This is a genomic window from Streptomyces sp. NPDC001292 (genome assembly GCF_042896465.1).
In the GTDB taxonomy this organism is placed as follows: Bacteria; Actinomycetota; Actinomycetes; order Streptomycetales; family Streptomycetaceae; genus Streptomyces.
In genome coordinates this window covers 467,971-485,881 of the sequence record NZ_JBIAXG010000001.1, presented here as the reverse complement: position 1 = coordinate 485,881, position 17,911 = coordinate 467,971, and the positions used below count along the sequence as shown (strand labels likewise).

12 protein-coding genes are annotated in these 17,911 nt (G+C 71.9%); 8 read left to right on the top strand and 4 right to left on the bottom strand.

Annotated elements, in window-relative coordinates; genetic code table 11:
• Positions 1 to 77 precede the first annotated feature (77 nt).
• The 5 genes from ACFY4A_RS02075 to ACFY4A_RS02055 all read left to right on the top strand — a co-directional run bounded on the left by ACFY4A_RS02075 (position 78) and on the right by ACFY4A_RS02055 (position 5,959).
• Positions 78 to 737 carry a hypothetical protein gene (locus ACFY4A_RS02075; RefSeq protein ID WP_390827480.1) on the top strand — a complete coding sequence of 220 codons (660 nt, stop codon included), beginning with the start codon at positions 78 to 80 and terminating at the stop codon, positions 735 to 737.
• 229 nt (positions 738 to 966) lie between these two features.
• Positions 967 to 2,004 carry a glutamine synthetase gene (gene glnII / locus ACFY4A_RS02070; protein ID WP_390827479.1) on the top strand — a complete coding sequence of 346 codons (1,038 nt, stop codon included), beginning with the start codon at positions 967 to 969 and terminating at the stop codon, positions 2,002 to 2,004.
• A 344-nt stretch (positions 2,005 to 2,348) separates the two neighbouring features.
• A complete protein-coding gene (locus tag ACFY4A_RS02065; protein ID WP_390827478.1) occupies positions 2,349 to 2,957 on the top strand; it encodes a winged helix-turn-helix domain-containing protein in 609 nt (202 codons plus the stop codon).
• Between the two features lie 59 nt (positions 2,958 to 3,016).
• Positions 3,017 to 4,009 carry an NAD-dependent epimerase/dehydratase family protein gene (locus ACFY4A_RS02060; RefSeq protein WP_390827477.1) on the top strand — a complete coding sequence of 331 codons (993 nt, stop codon included), beginning with the start codon at positions 3,017 to 3,019 and terminating at the stop codon, positions 4,007 to 4,009.
• Positions 4,010 to 4,423: 414 nt separating this feature from the next.
• Positions 4,424 to 5,959, top strand: a complete 1,536-nt coding sequence (locus ACFY4A_RS02055) for a DUF1996 domain-containing protein (protein WP_390827476.1) — start codon at positions 4,424 to 4,426, stop codon at positions 5,957 to 5,959.
• Positions 5,960 to 6,046: 87 nt separating this feature from the next.
• Here the strand turns inward: ACFY4A_RS02055 and ACFY4A_RS02050 are convergent, their stop codons facing one another.
• Positions 6,047 to 6,451, bottom strand: coding sequence for a hypothetical protein (locus ACFY4A_RS02050; protein ID WP_390827475.1), 405 nt, complete (start codon positions 6,449 to 6,451; stop codon positions 6,047 to 6,049).
• A 157-nt stretch (positions 6,452 to 6,608) separates the two neighbouring features.
• Here ACFY4A_RS02050 and ACFY4A_RS02045 point away from each other — a divergent pair, with 157 nt between their 5' ends.
• From ACFY4A_RS02045 to ACFY4A_RS02035, 3 genes are all read left to right on the top strand, one after another.
• A complete protein-coding gene (locus tag ACFY4A_RS02045; RefSeq protein WP_390827474.1) occupies positions 6,609 to 7,109 on the top strand; it encodes a tetratricopeptide repeat protein in 501 nt (166 codons plus the stop codon).
• Positions 7,110 to 7,160: 51 nt separating this feature from the next.
• A complete protein-coding gene (locus ACFY4A_RS02040) occupies positions 7,161 to 9,083 on the top strand; it encodes a hypothetical protein (RefSeq protein WP_390827473.1) in 1,923 nt (640 codons plus the stop codon).
• 92 nt (positions 9,084 to 9,175) lie between these two features.
• Positions 9,176 to 9,892 carry a TetR/AcrR family transcriptional regulator gene (locus ACFY4A_RS02035; RefSeq protein WP_390827472.1) on the top strand — a complete coding sequence of 239 codons (717 nt, stop codon included), beginning with the start codon at positions 9,176 to 9,178 and terminating at the stop codon, positions 9,890 to 9,892.
• On the opposite strand, the gene ACFY4A_RS02030 is transcribed toward ACFY4A_RS02035, so the two are convergent.
• The 3 genes from ACFY4A_RS02030 to ACFY4A_RS02020 form a co-directional block, all read right to left on the bottom strand.
• The gene (locus ACFY4A_RS02030) at positions 9,889 to 10,245 is read right to left on the bottom strand and encodes a 5-carboxymethyl-2-hydroxymuconate Delta-isomerase (RefSeq protein ID WP_390827471.1); all 357 of its coding nucleotides are present in this window, start codon (positions 10,243 to 10,245) and stop codon (positions 9,889 to 9,891) included. The genes ACFY4A_RS02035 and ACFY4A_RS02030 overlap by 4 nt on opposite strands.
• Positions 10,246 to 10,280: 35 nt before the next feature.
• A complete protein-coding gene (gene pulA / locus ACFY4A_RS02025) occupies positions 10,281 to 15,728 on the bottom strand; it encodes a pullulanase-type alpha-1,6-glucosidase (protein ID WP_390827470.1) in 5,448 nt (1,815 codons plus the stop codon).
• 420 nt (positions 15,729 to 16,148) lie between these two features.
• Entirely contained in the window at positions 16,149 to 17,837 is a 1,689-nt protein-coding gene (locus ACFY4A_RS02020) for a glycoside hydrolase family 13 protein (RefSeq protein ID WP_390827469.1), read from the bottom strand.
• Positions 17,838 to 17,911: the final 74 nt, after the last annotated feature.

The following is a 17,911-nucleotide window of genomic DNA, read 5'->3' as shown; positions in this document are numbered from 1 at the left end:
ACCGCAACCGCTGAGTAACCTCGTTCGGCATTCCGTACCCAGCGGCGTACGCTCCCCCACCTCTTCAGGAGGCGCGCATGTCGCGTAGGCGAACCGTCAGCACGAAGAAGAAGGTCGCGCTGCTGGTCACGGCCGCGGCGGTGGCCGGCGGCGGGGCCTTCGCCCTGGCCGCCACGTCCAACGCCGCCCAGCCGGAGGCCCCGCGGATCCTGTCCGCAGCGGACTCGACGGTCTGTCAGGGGCTCGCCACCGCCCTCGGCAACAACCAGAAGTTCATCGACGGCCAGTGGGCCGACCCGGACGCGCTGTCCGAAGCGCGGATCGCCAACCGGCAGGCGGTCATCGAGGAGATCAAGCGCAAGCAGGCCGCGTCCGGGTGCACGGTGGGGGAGTCGGTTCAGGACTCCCAGGCCGGGCAGCAGAACGGTCAGGAGGCCGGCCAGCGGTCCGGAAACGCCGGAAACGCCGACGGCGACGTCGCCGCGTCCGGCCGGCAGGTGTGCCAGGGCTCCACGGTGACGCTCTCCGGCGAGGGCGGCGCACCGGCCGCGTCCAGCAACCAGTTCCCGGCCGGCACCACGCTGAAGGTCACCAACCTGGACAACAACAAGTCCACCACGGTGAAGGTCACGTCCGTCTCCGGCAGTTGCGTCCTGCTCAACGACGCGGCCTTCGAGGAGGTCAGGGAGCCGGGCAAGTTCCTGATCCGGCGCGCGCTGATCGAGAAGGTGGGCTGACGCCCGCCCCCATGGGCGAGGGCCCGCTGTTCCCGTCCGGGAGCGGCGGGCCCTCGCAAGCACCGCGTGAACCGCGGCACAACCAGGCCGGGTAACACGGGGTTCACATTCGGGCAATGGCCGGGAAACCGCTCCTTGACAGGCTGCTGAACAGCCGCCGCGGCGCACCGTGCCGCGGCGTCGCCGCGCCCGTGAGCGCGCGCGAGTGAGACCCCGGAGGAAGTGGCCCGTGACCTTCAAGGCTGAGTACATCTGGATCGACGGCACCGAGCCGACGGCCAAGCTGCGTTCCAAGACGAAGATCCTCGGCGACGGCGCCAAGGGCGCCGAGCTGCCGCTCTGGGGCTTCGACGGGTCCTCCACCAACCAGGCCGAGGGACGCTCCTCCGACTGCGTCCTGAGGCCGGTCTTCTCCTGCCCGGACCCGATCCGCGGCGGCGACGACATCCTCGTGCTGTGCGAGGTCCTCGACATCACGCTCGCCCCGCACCCGTCCAACACGCGGGGCGCGCTGGCCGAGATCGCGGAGCGGTTCGCCGCGCAGGAGCCGGTCTTCGGCATCGAGCAGGAGTACACCTTCTTCGACGGCTCCCGCCCGCTCGGCTTCCCCGAGGGCGGCTTCCCGGCCCCGCAGGGCGGCTACTACTGCGGTGTCGGCGCCGACGAGATCTTCGGCCGGGAGATCGTCGAGGCCCACCTGGACAACTGCCTGACGGCGGGGCTCGGCATCTCCGGCATCAACGCCGAGGTCATGCCGGGCCAGTGGGAGTTCCAGGTCGGCCCGCTGTCCCCGCTCCAGGTCGCCGACCAGCTGTGGGTGGCCCGCTGGCTGCTCTACCGCACCGCCGAGGGCCACGGCATCTCCGCCACCCTCGACCCCAAGCCGGTCAAGGGCGACTGGAACGGCGCCGGCGCCCACACCAACTTCTCCACCAGGGCGATGCGCGAGGGCCCCGAGGGCTACGCCGCGATCATCACCGCGTGCGAGGCGCTCGGCGAGGGCTCCAGGCCGATGGACCACGTCAAGAACTACGGGGCCGGGATCGACGACCGCCTCACCGGCCTGCACGAGACCGCCCCGTGGGACGCGTACTCCTACGGCGTCGGCGACCGCGGCGCCTCGGTCCGCATCCCCTGGCAGGTCGAGCGGGACGGCAAGGGCTACATCGAGGACCGCCGGCCGAACGCCAACGTCGACCCGTACGTCGTCACGCGCCTGCTGATCGACACCTGCTGCACCGCCCTGGAGAAGGCCGGGCAGGTCTGATCCGCACGGGTGGCGCGGCCGCCGGGCGCCGGCTTGCCGCCGGGAGGTGTCCGCGCAGTGAGAAGAGGGTCCGGTCCGGACACGGGGTCTGCTTCAATGGGGGCATGGTCGGCTTCCGGAAGTGCGTCGCGAAGAGTCGCGACGACCTCGAGCCGTTCTGGCCCTCCCGTCAGCACCACGACTTCGACCGGCTCTGTTGCCGCGCGCCGAACGCGCGGGCCCGGTAAAGCCGTACACCCCGGCCTCCGGCCAGCGCGGAACGACGTACGTCCCGACGCGCCCGACCACGAACTCGCGGCCGTCGGTCCCCCGGCGAACCTCTCCCGCGAAAGAGCTGACCTGTCATGGCGACCACCCGTTCTCTGACCGAAGCCGCCCTTCCCGCCCCCGCCTCCTCCCGCTCCCCCTACCCCGCTGCCGCACGGCACCGGCTTCGGGCCGTGGACCGGGACGAGGTCGTGGAGATCGCCGATCTCCTGCCGCCCGGCGCCACCTGGTTGCCGGCTCCGCAGCACGCCCTGCCCAGGCTGCCGGGCCGGCCGCCGATGGTCGGCTACCTGGTGCTCGTGCCCGCCGACCAGCAGCCGCCGTTCCTGTCGGTGGCGGTGCCGGACCACCCGGAGGCCGGGGCGGACGGCGACACCGCGCACGGTGCCGGCGACCCGCTCGTCCGCATCGACACCGTACGGCGGATCGCGGAGGCGGACGGGCGCGAACTCGACCTCACCTTCCTGGAGTTCGAGCTGCTGGCCCACCTCGTGGCCCACCCACACCGGGTGCACAGCCGCGACCAGCTGGTCACCACGGTCTGGGGCTACGGCCATGTGGGCGACGGCCGCACCGTCGACGTCCACATCGCCCGGCTGCGCCGCAAACTGGGCACCGAGCACCGCAGGGCGATCCAGACCGTACGCCGCGTAGGCTACAAGTACGCTCCGCCGACCGGACGTTGACCTCTGCCGAGGGCAGAATCCGGTTCCCTGCCACGGCCCGGACGGGCACAGTCACCGGTATGAGACTTCTGGTGCTGGGTGGTACGGAGTTCGCGGGGCGGGCCGTCGCCGAGGCGGCGGCCGGGCGCGGCTGGGATGTGACGGTCCTGAACCGGGGGCGGCACGCGCCCGTTCCCGGGGTGCGGTCGCTGCACGGCGACCGCACCGCGCCCGACGGGCTCGCGGCCCTGGCGGACGGCGCGTGGGACGCGGTCGTCGACACCTGGTCGGCCGCGCCCCGCGCGGTCAGGGACGCGGCGCGGCTGCTGCGGGACCGCGCCGGCCGGTACGTGTACGTGTCGACCTGCTCGGTGTACGCCTGGGCCCCGCCCGCCGGCTACACCGAGACGGCCCCGCTGGTGGAGGGCGCCGAGGCCGGTGCCGAGCAGACGGATTACCCGCAGGACAAGCTCGGCGCCGAGCTGGCCGCGGTGGAGGCCTTCGGGGCGGACCGCTCGGTGCTCGTACGGGCCGGGCTGATCCTCGGACCGCACGAGAACATCGGGCGGCTGCCGTGGTGGCTGAACCGGATCGCCCGGGGCGGCCCCGTACTGGCGCCCGGTCCGCGGGACCTGCCCCTTCAGTACATCGACGTCCGCGACCTCGCCGCGTGGATCCTCGGCGCGGTGGAGCGGGAGCTGAGCGGGCCGTACAACATGATCAGCCCGCAGGGGCACGCGACGATGGGCGAGCTGCTGGAGGCCTGCGTGCGGGCCACCGGCGCCGACGCCGAGCTGCGCTGGACCGATCCGGAGACGGTTCTCGCCGCGGGCATCGAGCCCTGGACGGAGTTGCCGGTGTGGATGCCACCGGGCAGCGAGGGCCACCACGCGCTGCACGGCGCCGATGTCAGCCGGGCTCTGGCGACCGGTCTGCGCTGCCGTCCCGTGACCGAGACGGTCGCGGACACCTGGGCCTGGCTCCAGGCCCTTGGCGGTACGGCCCCCCAGCGGCCGGACCGGCCTCCGGTGGGCGTGGATCCGGCCCTGGAGGCGAAGGTGCTCGGGCTCTAGTGCCCCGACAGGCGACGTTCGCGCCGTCGCGACCCCCGGCACGTTCCCCCGAGCTCTTCGAGCAGGGGGTCACCCACTCGCCGCACCGGCCGAAGGCCCAAGTACGTCCACTACGAGGACTTCCGGCCGGCACTCCCCCAAGCTCTCCGAGCAGGGGGACCTCCAGAGCACGCGCCGGAGGCCGCTCCTTGACGGGCGAACGTTGCCTGCCGCGGCACCAGGCGGTCCGGGTGCCCGCCGATGCTGCTGCAACTCGCAGCAGAATAGGGGCAGTTGTGACCTGATTGACCCACGGATCGCGCATCAATTCGTGGGTCGGCTGAACACCCCCGGGACCGCTTCCGTATCCATGGGAGCCGCTTCACCCCTGTCGGGCGCCTCGATGCTGCCCCGCAAGGAAGTCAGAGGAGTTCCATGGGACGCAACACACGCAAACGCCGAATGCCGCCGGCCACCAAGGCCATAGCCGGGGCGGCGGCCCTGGCGCTCGGTGGGGGCGGGATTGTCTGGGCGAACTACTACGCATCCGCGCACGAGTCGAAGAACGACGCGTGGGGAGGCAACCGGACGAAGGCCGTCAACGCGCAGGTCGCGACGATCTCGTGCCCGGACGTCGGCCAGGAGCTCACCGCCGTGCCGGAGCAGGCCCGTGGAGAGGTCGACGGCGAACTCGCCACGCTCGACCAGCAGATCACCGAGGCGTACCAGCGGCTGGCGACCACGCGCGACGCACAGGCCAGGGACGCGAGTTTCGTCCGCAACTCCATCCTGGGTCCGCTGAAGGACCGGCGGAAGGTGATCCTCGACCGGATCAAGCTGGAGATCACCCGGGTCGGCGGCAACACCCCCGGCGACCTCGACGATCTCGCACCCTGCACCGGCACCCCCGCCGAGCAGAACCAGACGGGCGCGGGCGCCGACGAGGCCGGCCAGGACACCGGGCAGGACACCGGGCAGCCGGGCGGCAACGGCGGCCAGAGCGACGGCGGCCAGCAGGGCGGCGACGGGCAGCAGGGCATCGGCGGTCAGGCCGGAAACGGCCCGGTCGCGGCGGACTTCGTGGACATCACCACGGTCCAGCCCAACGTCCCGGCCAAGCCGCGCAAGAACCGCAACGCGTCGACCGGTTCCTTCACCACGCGCTGCGGTGTGAACGCCAACGGCAACCACAACACCGACAATGTGATCGTGGCGCCCGGCGTGGCCAACGGCGCCCACCACCTGCACGACTACGTCGGCAACCAGAAGATCGACGCGTTCGCGAGCAACGACACGTTCCTCCAGGGCGGCACCAGCTGCCGGAACAAGAATGACCTGTCGTCGTACTACTGGCCGGTGGTCCGGGTCCAGGACGGCACGCAGGACTTCGACCAGGACGCGGACGGCGGTGGCAAGGAGGGCAACGTCGGCCGGATCCTGAAGCCCCTGCAGGCACAGATCAAGTACGTGGGCAGCCCGACCGGCAAGGTCGTCGCCATGCCGCAGTTCCTGCGCATCATCACCGGTGACGCCAAGACCACGACCAACGGTCTGGCCAACGCCAACGCGCACTGGAGCTGCACCGGCTTCGAGAACAAGGTCCAGCTGACGGAGCAGTACCCGATCTGCCCGCAGGGCAGCAGGATGGTCCGCACGTTCGCCTTCCAGAGCTGCTGGGACGGGCAGAACACCGACAGCGCCAACCACCGTACGCACGTGGCCTTCGCCGACGAGCGCGGCAACTGCCCCAGCGGCTTCAAGGCCATCCCGCAACTGATGATGCGCCTGGTCTACGACGTGCCGCAGCCGGCCGTCGAGAACGGCGTGGTGAAGAACGCCTACGCGGTCGACGGCTTCCCGGAGCAGCTCCACAAGGCGGCCACCGACCACGACGACTTCATCAACATCACGAACGGCGGCCTCGCGAACAAGATCGCCAACTGCATCAACTCGGGCCGGAACTGCAAGTGACGCACTGAGCCGTTGATCCATCGAGGAAGGCCGGCGGCGGGAGATCCCGCCGCCGGCCTTCGCCGTTTGGCCGTGAGTGGGGGCGGCTCAGCCGCCGTGGGCGCTGTGGTCGGTGCCGGTCTCCACGTCACCGCCGAGGGTGGCGCGCAGCGCGGTGACCACGCCGCTGTCGCCGACGGCGACCCACTTGCGGCCGACGAGGTAGGAGCCGCCGTAGTCCTTGGCCTCGTCGATCCACTCCCGCCGGCCGCGGTCGGTGGCGAAGGTGGCGAGGACGAACCTGCCGGTGGCGTTGGTGCAGATCGCCTGCCGGATGGTGTCGGCGTCGGTCTGCATGTCCGGCTCGCACTTCACCTCGGCGGCCAGGCTCTCCAGGCTGCCGGTCGCCGTCGGCGGCACCTCCGCCGCCGCGCCGTCGCCGGAGCCGCACCCCGTCAGCGCCAGTGCCGCCGCGACACCGGCCACCGCGAGCATCGGTCGGGTCACCCTCATCTGTTCCTCCGGTCGCTTCCGGCACTCCGTTCCCGGCGGCACGAGCCACAGGCATGCCGTACCGGGCCCCGGCAGGGGCCGCCCTCCGATACGGCTCCGGCGCGCACAGCGCTCAATCAGGTGGACGGCGCCTGAACGCGCGTGCGAACGTGAGCCGGTGAACCAGGACTGGGAAGACCGCGTGGCCGCCGCCTGGGCCCGCTTCGACGACTACTCCGAGCACGAGGCGCCCTCGTTCCGGGCGCGGATCGACGCGCTCGTCGCCGAACTGCCGGACGGCAGCCCGCTCGGCCCGTTCGAGCAGGCCTGCGCCTGGGACTCCACCGGCCACTCGGACCGGGCGGTGCCGCTCTACCAGGAGGCGCTGGCGCGCGGCCTGAGCGGCTACCGGGGCCGCCGGACCAGGATCCAACTGACCAGCTCGCTGCGGAACATCGGCCGGCCGGAGGAGGGCGTCAAGCTGCTCACGCCAGAACTTGACGCGTCCTGCGACGAGTTGGACGACGCCGTCCGGGCGTGTCTGGCCCTGTGCCTGTCCAGTCTCGGCCGTGACCGCGAGGGCCTGTCGCTCGTCCTCGGCGCCCTCGCGCCCCACCTGCCCCGCTACCAGCGCTCGATGGCCAACTACGCCCGGCTGCTGGTCGAGCGGGAGGACTGAGACCACCGGACCGCGGTGTGACCAAGGATCGGCTCGCTCGTTTGCCTGGACGTGCAGTCACAGGATGTCGCCCCGCGCCACAAGTCCTCCCCCGGGCCGGTCGTCGATGCCGAGCGGGCCGAGGCCGCGCTCCTCGAGCACTATCCGCGGCTGGTCCGGCTCGCCTATCTGGTGCTGCCGCCCGGACTCGGACGGGGCCGCCGCGTGCTCACCGCGCACGCGCTGGCACAGCGGGCGCTGCCGCGCGGCCGGGCCTCGGCGTCCGTGATCCCGGCCCAGTCGGCCGGCCGCGAGTCCGACCCGGGCTACGCCTTCGTCCGCCTCCACGTGATCCGCACGGCACTGGGGGCGGGCCGCCCGCTCCGGCGCAGGGTCCGGCCCGGACGCGCACAACTGCCGCCGCTGCTGCCCCTGGTGTGGGGCCTGCGCCTGTTCCCGCGCTCGGGCGGCGCCGACGAACTCGCCCTGGACCAGAAGCTGGCGACCCTGTCCGGACCGGCCCGTGCCGCCTATGTCCTGCGCGGCCTGGAAAGGCTCCCGGACCCCGCCGTTCGGGAGGTGCTGAAGGCCGCCGGCGTGGCCGACCCGGGCGCCGCGCTGCGCCAGGCCGACCGCCTGCCCGCCCAGTACGCGCTCCTCGACTCCCCCGAGTTCGACCCCTGCTCGTTGCAGGCCCGGCCCACCGACCTCAAGCGGCGCAGGCAGCGCACCAGGGCCGCGCTCGCCGCGGCGGCGGCCCTCACCGTGTCCGGTGCGCTGGTCGCCCTGCCGGGCGGCGGCTGGGGCCCCGACGGCGCCGCCGAGCCCGCCTACGCGCACAACCCGTCCGCCGAGGCCGCCCTGGACCCGGGCAGGCTGATCAGGATCGCCCCCACCGCCTGGCGGACCTCCGCGCGGCTGGACCTCTCCGTGTGGCCGGCCCGCGGCGGCCTGACCGGCGACACGGCCCTGCTGCGCCGCGCCCTCGCCGTCTGGGCCCGCCCCGGCGGGTCCGTACGGGTCTCGGCCACCCCCGGCACCGCCTCGGGCGGCCCCGCGGGACCACCGCAACTGCTCTACGCCGGCGACGTCGACAACGCGCGCGTGGTGCTCTTCTACGACGGCCTGCGCATCGCCCGCTACGCCGAGCCGAAGGACACCGCGGCCGGGGCCGCTCTCGACTTCGCCCGGGTCGACGGCGCCGCCGGCACGGAGGCGAGCGCGGTGGTGCTGGGCCGCTCCGACCGCAACGTCCGCTATCTGACGGCGCCCTGGGTGAAGGCGGCGGCCGAGCGGGACCTGCTCAAGCCGGACGCGGGGGCGATGGACCTCGGTCTCACGGACGGAGTCACCGGGCCCCTGGCCGGCCCGGTCCAGCAGACCGGTGCCTGCACCTCGTGGAACGTGCTCCAGCTGACCGGCGAACCCGGCACGCATGTCCTGGCCGACCTCGGCGAGTTGGCCCCCGCCCGCCTCACCACGGGCCGCCCGGACACCCCGCAGGAGGTGTCCGGCGCGGCGGGGCTGCGCGCCTGGGCGCCGCTGGCCTGCTCACTGGGTTCCGTGCGCGCACAGGGCGTCCGCTCGGTCAACGCCTGGGCGTACGCCGAGCAGCCGCTGCCCGACGCGACCGGCACGGCCTCGTGGGTGTGCACCCGGGCCGAGACCTGGCGCGGCGACGGGCCCCGGGTGCTGGCGCAGTTCCACACCCCCGGCGGGAAGTACGCGGCGGTCGCGGCCCAGGCCGAGAACGTGCCGGCGTGCGGCGCCCGCGATCCGCACGTGCTGGCCGGGGTGCTGTGGAAGTCGCAGGCGGGCACCTGGTACCTGCTCGCGGCCGGCAGCCGGGACACCGCCTCGATCAGCGCCACGGGCGGGGTCCGCGCCTCCTCCCAGGGCCGCTTGCTCGCCGTACGGACCCGGCAGGGAGCCCAGGCCGACCTGAGGGGAACGCTGGACGACGGCAGGTCCGTCGACGTGCTGCGCCAGAAGTGACCGGCCGGCGTGGCGGCGTGACCGGGGCCGAACACCGCGGTCGGTCCTCTCCGGCCCGTTCGGGGGCCGGAATCGATCGGTAAGGTGTTCGTATGACTACCGGGGTTCGCCGCAGGATGGGGGTCGAGGAACGACGGCAGCAGTTGATCGGCGTCGCCCTCGAACTGTTCAGCCGCCGCTCGCCCGACGAGGTCTCCATCGACGAGATAGCGTCGGCGGCGGGCATCTCGCGCCCGCTGGTCTACCACTACTTCCCGGGCAAACTCAGCCTGTACGAGGCCGCGTTGAAACGTGCATCGGACGATCTGGCGGGCCGGTTCTCGGAGCCGCACGAGGGCCCGCTGGGGGCGCGGCTGCTGCGGGTGATGCGCCGGTTCTTCGACTTCGTGGACGAGCACGGGCCCGGATTCTCGGCCCTGATGCGCGGCGGCCCGGCCGTCCCCGCGGGCGGAACCCGCTTGTTGAGCACAACGTCGACGACGAACGCGCTCATCGACTCCGTCCGGCAGGCCGCGTACGACCAGATCCTTTCGCATCTCGGGGTCGAGGAGCCGCCCGCACGGCTGGAACTGGTCGTCCGCTCGTGGATCTCGCTCGCGGAGTCGACGGCGCTGATCTGGCTGGACGGCCGGCGCATCCCGCGCGCCGAGCTGGAGCTCCAGCTGGTGCACGACTTCGGCGCGCTCGTCGCCGTCAGCGCCGCCCACGACGAGGAGATGGGCGCGCTCATGCGCCGGATCTTCAAGGACGAGCCGGCCGAGGGCCCCTTCGTGGACCTGGTCAGCCGGCTCGTCGGTCTCGCCTCCTAGGCGTCGAACTTCCGGTACGAGGCGTCGAGGTCGCGCACCTCGGCCGACGCGTGCAGGGCCAGGCCGTCGACCGGCTTCACATGCTGCCGCAGCGCTTCGAGGACCGCCTCCGTCAGGCGTGCCTTGGTCTCGTCGGTGCGGCCGGCCAGCAGGCCGATGGTGACGTGCACGATCGCGTGCCCCTCGGTGTCCGGACCGACGGCGGTGTCCTCGGTCCGGCGGAACTGCGTCTTGCACGCCGGGGGCTTGGCGGCCGCGATCCCGACCGTGCGGGCGTGCAGCTCCCGCGCGAAGGCACTCCGGTCGAAGGCGTCGGCCAACCGCTCGGAGTAGTCGACGGTGATCTGCGGCATGAGCACTCCTGTTCCGGGTCGACCGGGGACCCGCGCTAGTTCCTGAACACCGCGACCGTACGCGCCGGGGCCGTGAACGTCCCGGTCGCCCTCTCGTACGACGAGGCCTTCACCACCGGATCGGCGCCCGCCGCCTGCACCGGGTGCAGCCGGTAGCCGGTTCCCGCGAGTTCCGCGACGCGCTGGCGCTGCTGTTCGGGCGTGGCGTTGAACACCACGACGAGGTCACCGAGCCTCATGGTGATCACGCCGGGCGTCTCGTTGCCACCCGACAGCGGGAAGGACAGCTTCCGCTGCACCTGCGCGGCCGTGGCCAGGGAGAAGGCCTGCTCCGTGGTGCGGATGCGCAGCAGGTCCCGGTACGCGGCCGAGGCCCCCTGGATCTGCGGGCAGCCCACCGAGACGGAGGTGAGCAGCGGCTTGGCGTACGGCCACTTGTCCTGGTTGTCGGCCGCCATGGGCAGCCCGCGGCCGAAGCCGTTGCCGTCGGCGCAGTTCCAGTGGATGGCGTTGAACCAGTCGCCGCTGTCGTAGGAGTTGCGGTCGAGGGACTTCGAGCGCAGCAGGTCGGTCCCGGCCTGGGACAGTGCGGGACCCTGCGACAGCGCGGCCGTCGCCATGGCCAGTACCTGCATCCGGGCCCGGTCCTCCGCGCCAGCGGAGGACGGCAGCTTGTAGGCGAGGGCGTCGAACAGGGACTCGTTGTCGTGCGCGTCGGCGTAGGCGAGGGCGTCGCCGGGGGCGTCCGCGTATCCGGCGGGCGCGCCGTTGTAGTCGACCTCGGCGCCGGTGACCTCCTTGCCGCTGGTGTCGGTGAAGCGGTACGCGGCGAGGTTGCCGCTCAGACCGACCTTGATGAGGTCCTGGTAGTGCAGCAGGCGGGCCTTCTGCTCGGCCCCGGTGCCGTTGCTCGGGGAGGAGTTGGGGTCGGTGTAGAGGCCGGAGGCGAAGCCCTGGATGCCCGGGTCGTCGTCGAAGGGGCCGCCGCCGCGGACCGCGTCACGGGCCCGGTCGGAGAAGGTCGCGATGCCCGTGCCCGCCATGTTCCGCTGCGTGGCCTGGACGAACCTCGCGTCGTCGGCGACCTCGCCGAAGTTCCAGCCCTCTCCGTACAGGATGATGTCCCTGCCGTCCACGCCGTCCTTCTCGGGCGTGAGCGCGTCGAGCGCCTTGCGGACGGCGAGCATGTTGGCCTTGGGATGGTGGCCCATGAGGTCGAAGCGGAAGCCGTCGACCTTGTACTGCCGGGCCCAGGTGACGACCGAGTCCACGACCAGCTTGCCCATCATGGCGTTCTCGGGCGCGGTGTTCGCGCAGCAGGTGCTGTTGGCCACCGAGCCGTCGGCGAGGAGCCGCTGGTAGTAGCCGGGCACGACCTTGTCGAGCACGGAGGTGTCCGCCTGGCCGGCGGCGGCCGTGTGGTTGTAGACGACGTCCATGACGACCCGCAGCCCGTCCTGGTTGAGCGCCTTGACCATCTGCCGGAACTCGACGGTACGGGCCGTGCCGTCCGGGTCGGTGGCGTAGGAGCCCTCGGGGACCGTGTAGTGGTAGGGGTCGTAGCCCCAGTTGTAGGCGTCCTTCGCGGCGGTCCTCGCCACGCACGCCTGCTGCCGCTCGGAGTCGGCCGGGTAGGAGGCCAGGTCGCAGTCCGGGGCCGCCTGGTCGGCCTTCTTCTCCGGAATGGTGGCGATGTCGAAGGCGGGCAGCAGGTGCACGTACGACGTGCCCGCCTTCGCCAGCTCCCGCAGGTGCCGGGAGCCGTCGCTGTTCTTGTCGGTGAAGGCCAGGTAGGTGCCCTGGTCCCCGGCCGGGACCGTCCTGTCCGCGACGGAGAAGTCCCGGATGTGCAGCTCCTGGATCTGGGCGTCGCGGAGTGGTACGGCCTTGGGCTTGGCCAGGCCCGACCAGCCGTTCGGGGCCAGCGCCCGGTCGTCCAGGTCGACGACGAGGCTGCGCTCGGAGTTCGCGGTGAGGGCGACCGAGTACGGGTCGGTGACCTTGTTGGTGACCACCTTGCGGACGGTGGGCGCCCACACCTTCACGACATACCGGTAGGGCTTGTTCTTCCACGACGCCGGGCCTGTGACGGACCAGACGCCGGTCGTGTCGTCCCGGTGCATGGCGACCGCCTTGCCGCCCAGCTCCAGGGCCACGCTCTGCGCGGTCGGCGCCCACACGCTCAGCGTGGGCCGGCCCTGGTGGAAGACGGGGCCGAGCTGCGCCTCGGTGGCCGAGGTGCCGTACACGTCGTCGAGCACGCCGGCGAGCTGGACGCCCGTCGCCGCGAGCACGGCGCCTCCCCCAGAGCTTGACGCCTGGGAGGTACCCCCAGCGGCCCGCTGGGAGGCGACGACCTGGCCGCGCAGGGCCTCGCGGACCCGGGCGCGGTCGCGGGGGTCGACGGACCAGGCGGTGTAGTCCTTCAGGTGCGGGAACTTCGTCCTCTGCGCGTCGGTGAGCGTGGTCCTCGCCAGTCGCAGCCAGCGCTCGTCATCGCTGGTCAGGGTCCCGTCCTGGACGGTGATCGAGCCGTCGTGGGAGTAGACCAGCTGGGTGGAGGCTGCGCCTTCCACGCCCTTGAGGGCCACCGTGTCCCGGTCGATCCAGATCGCCTTCGAGGTGGTGAGGTCGAGGGCGCCCGCGCCGCCGGTGGGCTGCGGCAGCAGCGGCTTGTCCTGGCCGCTCATCAGCCACACCTCGTGGCCGTTGGCCGCCTTGAGGTCCAGGGACTGGTCGGCGGGCAGGTCCTTCTCGTCGCCCTTGTGGATGATGTAGCTGAGGCTGGTGGCACCGTCGGTGAGCGGTACCTCGAAGACCGCGCCATACGCATCAGTCTCGACCGGCTGGAGGGGTTTCGACCAGTCGGTGGGGTCGGCGGCGCCGGTCCAGACGTGCAGGCCCCAGCCGTCGTAGGTCCCGTCGGCGCGGTGGTAGTGGAGGACCGCCTTGGTCGTGTCCTGCGCCGGGTAGTCGGCGGGCCGGGCCGTCTGCACGGCCTCCTTGCCCTGCTCGACCCAGACCTCGCCGGTCCTGGTGACGTCGATGGACCGGTCGGCGGAGACGTCCTTGTCGCCGTCCTTGTCGATGACCAGGAAGCCGACGTCGGAGGCGCCCGGCTTCAGCTTGACGTGGGCGAAGGCGCCGTAGGCGTCCCGGCCGGTGAACGGGTGGCTGTTCGGCCAGGTGGTCGACTCGCCGTCGGCGAGGTCGCCCCAGGCGTACAGGCCCCAGTTCGCGTAGTCGCCGTCGGCGCGCTTGTAGTGGACGACCGCGTAGTCGCGGGAGGAGGCGGTGGGGACCTCGGGGGCCGGCGGGGTGCCGGTGGTGGACGCCGCGGTCGCGCTCGCCGTGCGGCCGGCGGAGTCGACGACGACCGCCTTGTAGCGCAGGGCGGTGCCGGCCGGGACGGTCCGGGCCAGGGTCTGGGTGACCCGGTAGGGGGCGTGGTCGGCGGAGCCGAGCACCTTCCAGGGGCCGCTCCCGGTCTGAGCGGCGAAGACGACCCGGTTGAGCTGCCCGCCGGTGACGTCGGCGCTCAGCTCGACGGTGCCGGTGGCGCCCGCGGCGGGGGGCGTGAGGGTGACGGCCGGTTTGGTGGCGGGCCGGTCGAGGGTGCCCGCGGCCTTGAGGACGACGGCGGATCCGGCCGGGACGGTGACGGTGACCCTGCGGTCGGCGTCGGAGGTCACGGATGCCTCGGTGCCGTGGATCCCGTGGTACGTCGTCCCCGCCGAGCCGGTGGCGAAGGCGGCCGACCTCGCCTCGCCCGCGTTGTTGAAGGCGACGACGTACTCGGTCCCGGTCCGGGCGTCGGTGCGGGTGAAGGCGTAGACACCGGGCCCGTCCGCCGCGTAGCGCTCGGTCTGGACCCCGTCCGTGAGGGCCGGGTTGTCCCTGCGGAGCTTCGCGAGATCGGCGATCTGCCGGTAGAGCGGCGCGGTGGTCTCGTAGGCGTCGCTCGCGTGGGTGCGGTCGGTGCCGATCCGGCCGTCGTCGAGGTAGTCGGCGACCTTGGAGGCGAACATGGTCTGGCGGGCGTCCTTGTCGCCGCCGGAGCCGGTGAAGCCCTGCTCGTCGCCGTAGTAGACGACGGGGTTGCCGCGGCTGAGGAACATGAGTTCGTTGGCGAGCTTGTCCTTCCGCAGGATCTCGGCGTCGGTCGCCTTGGGGTCGTCCTGCTCGAGGAAGTACCCGATGCGGCCCATGTCGTGGTTGCCGAGGAAGGTGACCTGCTCGTAGGCGTTGGCCTTGTCGGTCGTGTACTTGTAGTCGTCGCCGAAGACGCCCGCGAGCCTCTTCGCGCTGCCGCCCTGGGAGACGTAGGCGCGGGACGCGTCCTGGAACGGGAAGTCGAGTGTGGCGTCGAGGCGGCCCTCGGTGACGTACGGGGCGTTCACGGAGGTGTCGGCGGAGTAGACCTCGCCGAACATGAAGAAGTCCTTACGGCCGTGGGCGGCGGCGTACTTGTCGAGCGCCGTGGCCCACTGGGTCCAGAACTCCATGCCGACGTGCTTGACGGTGTCGATGCGGAAGCCGTCGACACCGAAGTCCTTCACCCAGCGTTCGTAGATCTTCTCCATGCCGCTGACGACCTCGGGACGCTCGGTCCACAGGTCGTCGAGGCCGGAGAAGTCGCCGTAGGTGGAGTTCTCACCGGCGTAGGTGGAGTCGCCGCGGTTGTGGTACATCGTCGGGTCGTTGAGCCACGACGGGACCTTGACGTTCTTCTTCGCGGCCGGGACGACCGGCGTGCGCGGGAAGGAGGAGGCGTCGACGGCGGGGAACTTCTTCGTGCCGTCCGCGTGGTCGGCGTCGTCGAACGGGCGGCCGTCCTTCGTCAGGTACGGGAAGGCGCCCTTGGACAGGTACTCGTGCGAGCCGCCCTCGTAGTCGATGACGTCGGCGGTGTGGTTGGTGATGACGTCGAAGAAGACCTTCATGCCCTTGGCGTGTGCCTTGGAGATGAGGGTCGCGAGGTCCTTGTTGGTGCCGAAGTGCGGGTCGACCTGGGTGAAGTCGGTGATCCAGTAGCCGTGGTAGCCGGCCGAGGCGTCCTTTCCTGTCCCCTGCACGGGCTGGTTCTTGAAGATCGGCGCCAGCCAGATGGCCGTGGTACCCAGACCCTTGATGTAGTCGAGCCGGTTCGTCAGTCCCTCGAGGTCACCGCCCTGGTAGAAGCCCTTGTCGGTGGGGTCGTGGCCGGTGACGAGCCGTGAACCGGTCAACCCGCCCCGGTCGTTGGCCGTGTCCCCGTTGGCGAAACGGTCCGGCAGGACGAAGTAGAACTGCTCCCGGGTCGTGTCGTGCCGGGCCGGCTCGGCGGCCAGCTTCGCGTCCGAGGGTGGTGCGGGCGGCTTTTCGGCGGCCCGCGCCGTGAGCGGTGGGACGAGCGCTGCGGCGAGCGCGGCCGCGGTGACGGCGGCGACGCGTCTGCCTGACGGGGTGCGGCGCCGCGAGGGCGCCGGCCATCTCGGTATCACGGGGTGAACTCCTTGGCGGTACGGCTCACTTGATTGCGACCCCTCGCCCCGGCATCGACGACGCCGCCGGGCGTGGGCGCGACCGTATCGCCTGCGCAAGCCTTACAGCAAGACCTCTGAAAATCACGGCAAATTTTTTCATGGAGACCGCTCACCCGCGCCCCGGCAAGGACCGATGGTCCACCACCGAAGCGCCGGCCCCGCCGTCACGGAAAGCGGCGCCGGGTCGTCAGCAAGTCGGCTTGCCGGCGAGGCCGGGCCGCGTATGAAAGGGGTCTGCGGATGGTCATGTGGGGTTCCTTCTTCGTGAAGGCTCTTGCTGAAAGGTCCAGCAAGTCGATGACCCCGGATGACAGAAGGCCCGCTGCCTCAACGGGCAGCGGGCCGTGGGGAGTTGATGTGGAACTGTGACCTGTCGGGTCAGGCCGTGGTCCACCACACCGTCGTGTCGGACGGGACCTTCGCCTCGCCGTCCGCCTCCGTCACCTCACCGCTCGTGAGCAGCACACGGCCGTACGCCGGAGTGGTCACCGACTCGCCGGTCGTGTTCGCCACGCAGACGAACTCGCCGCGGCGGAAGGCGACGACGCCCTCGGGCGCGCGCAGCCACTCCACCCCGTCGCCGGCGCCCAGGTCGGGGTGGGCGCGGCGGGCGGCGAGGGCCGAACGGTACAGCTCCAGGGTGGAGCCCGGCACGCCCTGCTGGGCCGCCACGCTCAGCCGGCCCCAGTGCGCGGGCTGCGGAAGCCAGCTGCCACCGCCGCCGAACCCGTAGGAGGAGCCCTCGCGGGTCCACGGGATCGGCACCCGGCATCCGTCGCGGAACCCGTCCTGGCCCTCGCCCCGGAAGTACGCCGGGTCCTGGCGCACCTCGTCCGGCAGGTCCACGACGTCCGGCAGGCCCAGTTCCTCGCCCTGGTACACGTAGGCCGAACCGGGCAGCGCCAGCATCAGGAGCGTGGCCGCGCGCGCCCGGCGCAGGCCCAGCTCGCGGTCGCCGGCGCTGCGGATCTGGGTGCCGAGGCCGGGCGGGTTGGCGAAGCGGGTGGCGTGCCGGGTGACATCGTGGTTGGACAGCACCCAGGTGGCCGGGGCACCCACCGGGCGCATGGCCTGAAGGGTGCGGTCGATGACCACGCGGAGCTCGTCGGCGTCCCACTCGGTGCTCAGGTACTGGAAGTTGAACGCCTGGTGCAGTTCGTCGGGGCGTACGTAGTTCGCGGTGCGCTCGACGGTCGGGGTCCACGCCTCCGCGACGAAGATCCGCTCGCCCGAGTATTCGTCGAGGATGTGCCGCCACTGGCGGTAGATGGCGTGCACGCCGTCCTGGTCGAAGAACGGCATGACATCGTTGCCCAGCAGCTTCAGCTGGTCGTGGGTGCCGAGGTCGGGCAGACCCTCGGCCTTGACCAGGCCGTGGGCCACGTCGATGCGGAAGCCGTCGACGCCCATGTCGAGCCAGAACCGCAGGATCGAGCGGAACTCGTCGCCGACGGCCGGGTGGTCCCAGTTGAAGTCGGGCTGCTCGGGCGCGAACAGGTGCAGATACCACTCGCCCGGGGTGCCGTCCGGCTCGGTGACCCTGGTCCAGGCGGGGCCGCCGAAGATGGACTCCCAGTCGTTGGGAGGGAGCTCGCCGTCCGTGCCCTTGCCGGGGCGGAAGTGGTAGCGGTCGCGCAGCGGGGAGCCGGGTCCCTCCGCGAGCGCGCGCCTGAACCATTCGTGCTGGTCGGAGGAGTGGTTGGGCACGATGTCGACGATGATCCTCAGGCCCAGCGCATGCGCGTCGCGGATCAGCGCGTCGGCGTCCAGCAGGTTGCCGAACATGGGGTCGACGGCCCGGTAGTCGGCGACGTCGTAGCCGGCGTCGGCCTGCGGGGAGGCGTAGAACGGGCTGAGCCAGACGGCGTCCACACCGAGGTCGCGCAGGTACGGCAGGCGGGAGCGTACGCCCTCCAGGTCGCCCATGCCGTCGCCGTCGCTGTCGGCGAAGCTGCGCGGATAGACCTGGTAGATCACCGCGTCCCGCCACCAGTCGCGGCGCGGGGCGACGGTGGTGGCAGCCGCTTCGGAGAGGGGGGATTCGGCCGGGAAGTGCTGCTTGCTCATGGCGTCCTTGGTGCGTCGGGTTCCCCCTGCTCGGGCGAAGGCGAGAGCTCGGGGGCGATTGCTTGTCATGGATG

What these genes read in the sequence shown, in the direction of transcription:
- ACFY4A_RS02065 (WP_390827478.1), top strand. Translation starts at nt 2,349, where the DNA reads ATGGCGACCACCCGTTCTCTGACCGAAGCCGCCCTTCCCGCCCCCGCC.
- ACFY4A_RS02030 (WP_390827471.1), bottom strand. Translation starts at nt 10,245, where the DNA reads ATGCCGCAGATCACCGTCGACTACTCCGAGCGGTTGGCCGACGCCTTC.
- ACFY4A_RS02055 (WP_390827476.1), top strand. Translation starts at nt 4,424, where the DNA reads ATGGGACGCAACACACGCAAACGCCGAATGCCGCCGGCCACCAAGGCC.
- ACFY4A_RS02035 (WP_390827472.1), top strand. Translation starts at nt 9,176, where the DNA reads ATGACTACCGGGGTTCGCCGCAGGATGGGGGTCGAGGAACGACGGCAG.
- ACFY4A_RS02050 (WP_390827475.1), bottom strand. Translation starts at nt 6,451, where the DNA reads ATGAGGGTGACCCGACCGATGCTCGCGGTGGCCGGTGTCGCGGCGGCA.
- ACFY4A_RS02075 (WP_390827480.1), top strand. Translation starts at nt 78, where the DNA reads ATGTCGCGTAGGCGAACCGTCAGCACGAAGAAGAAGGTCGCGCTGCTG.
- ACFY4A_RS02020 (WP_390827469.1), bottom strand. Translation starts at nt 17,837, where the DNA reads ATGAGCAAGCAGCACTTCCCGGCCGAATCCCCCCTCTCCGAAGCGGCT.
- ACFY4A_RS02060 (WP_390827477.1), top strand. Translation starts at nt 3,017, where the DNA reads ATGAGACTTCTGGTGCTGGGTGGTACGGAGTTCGCGGGGCGGGCCGTC.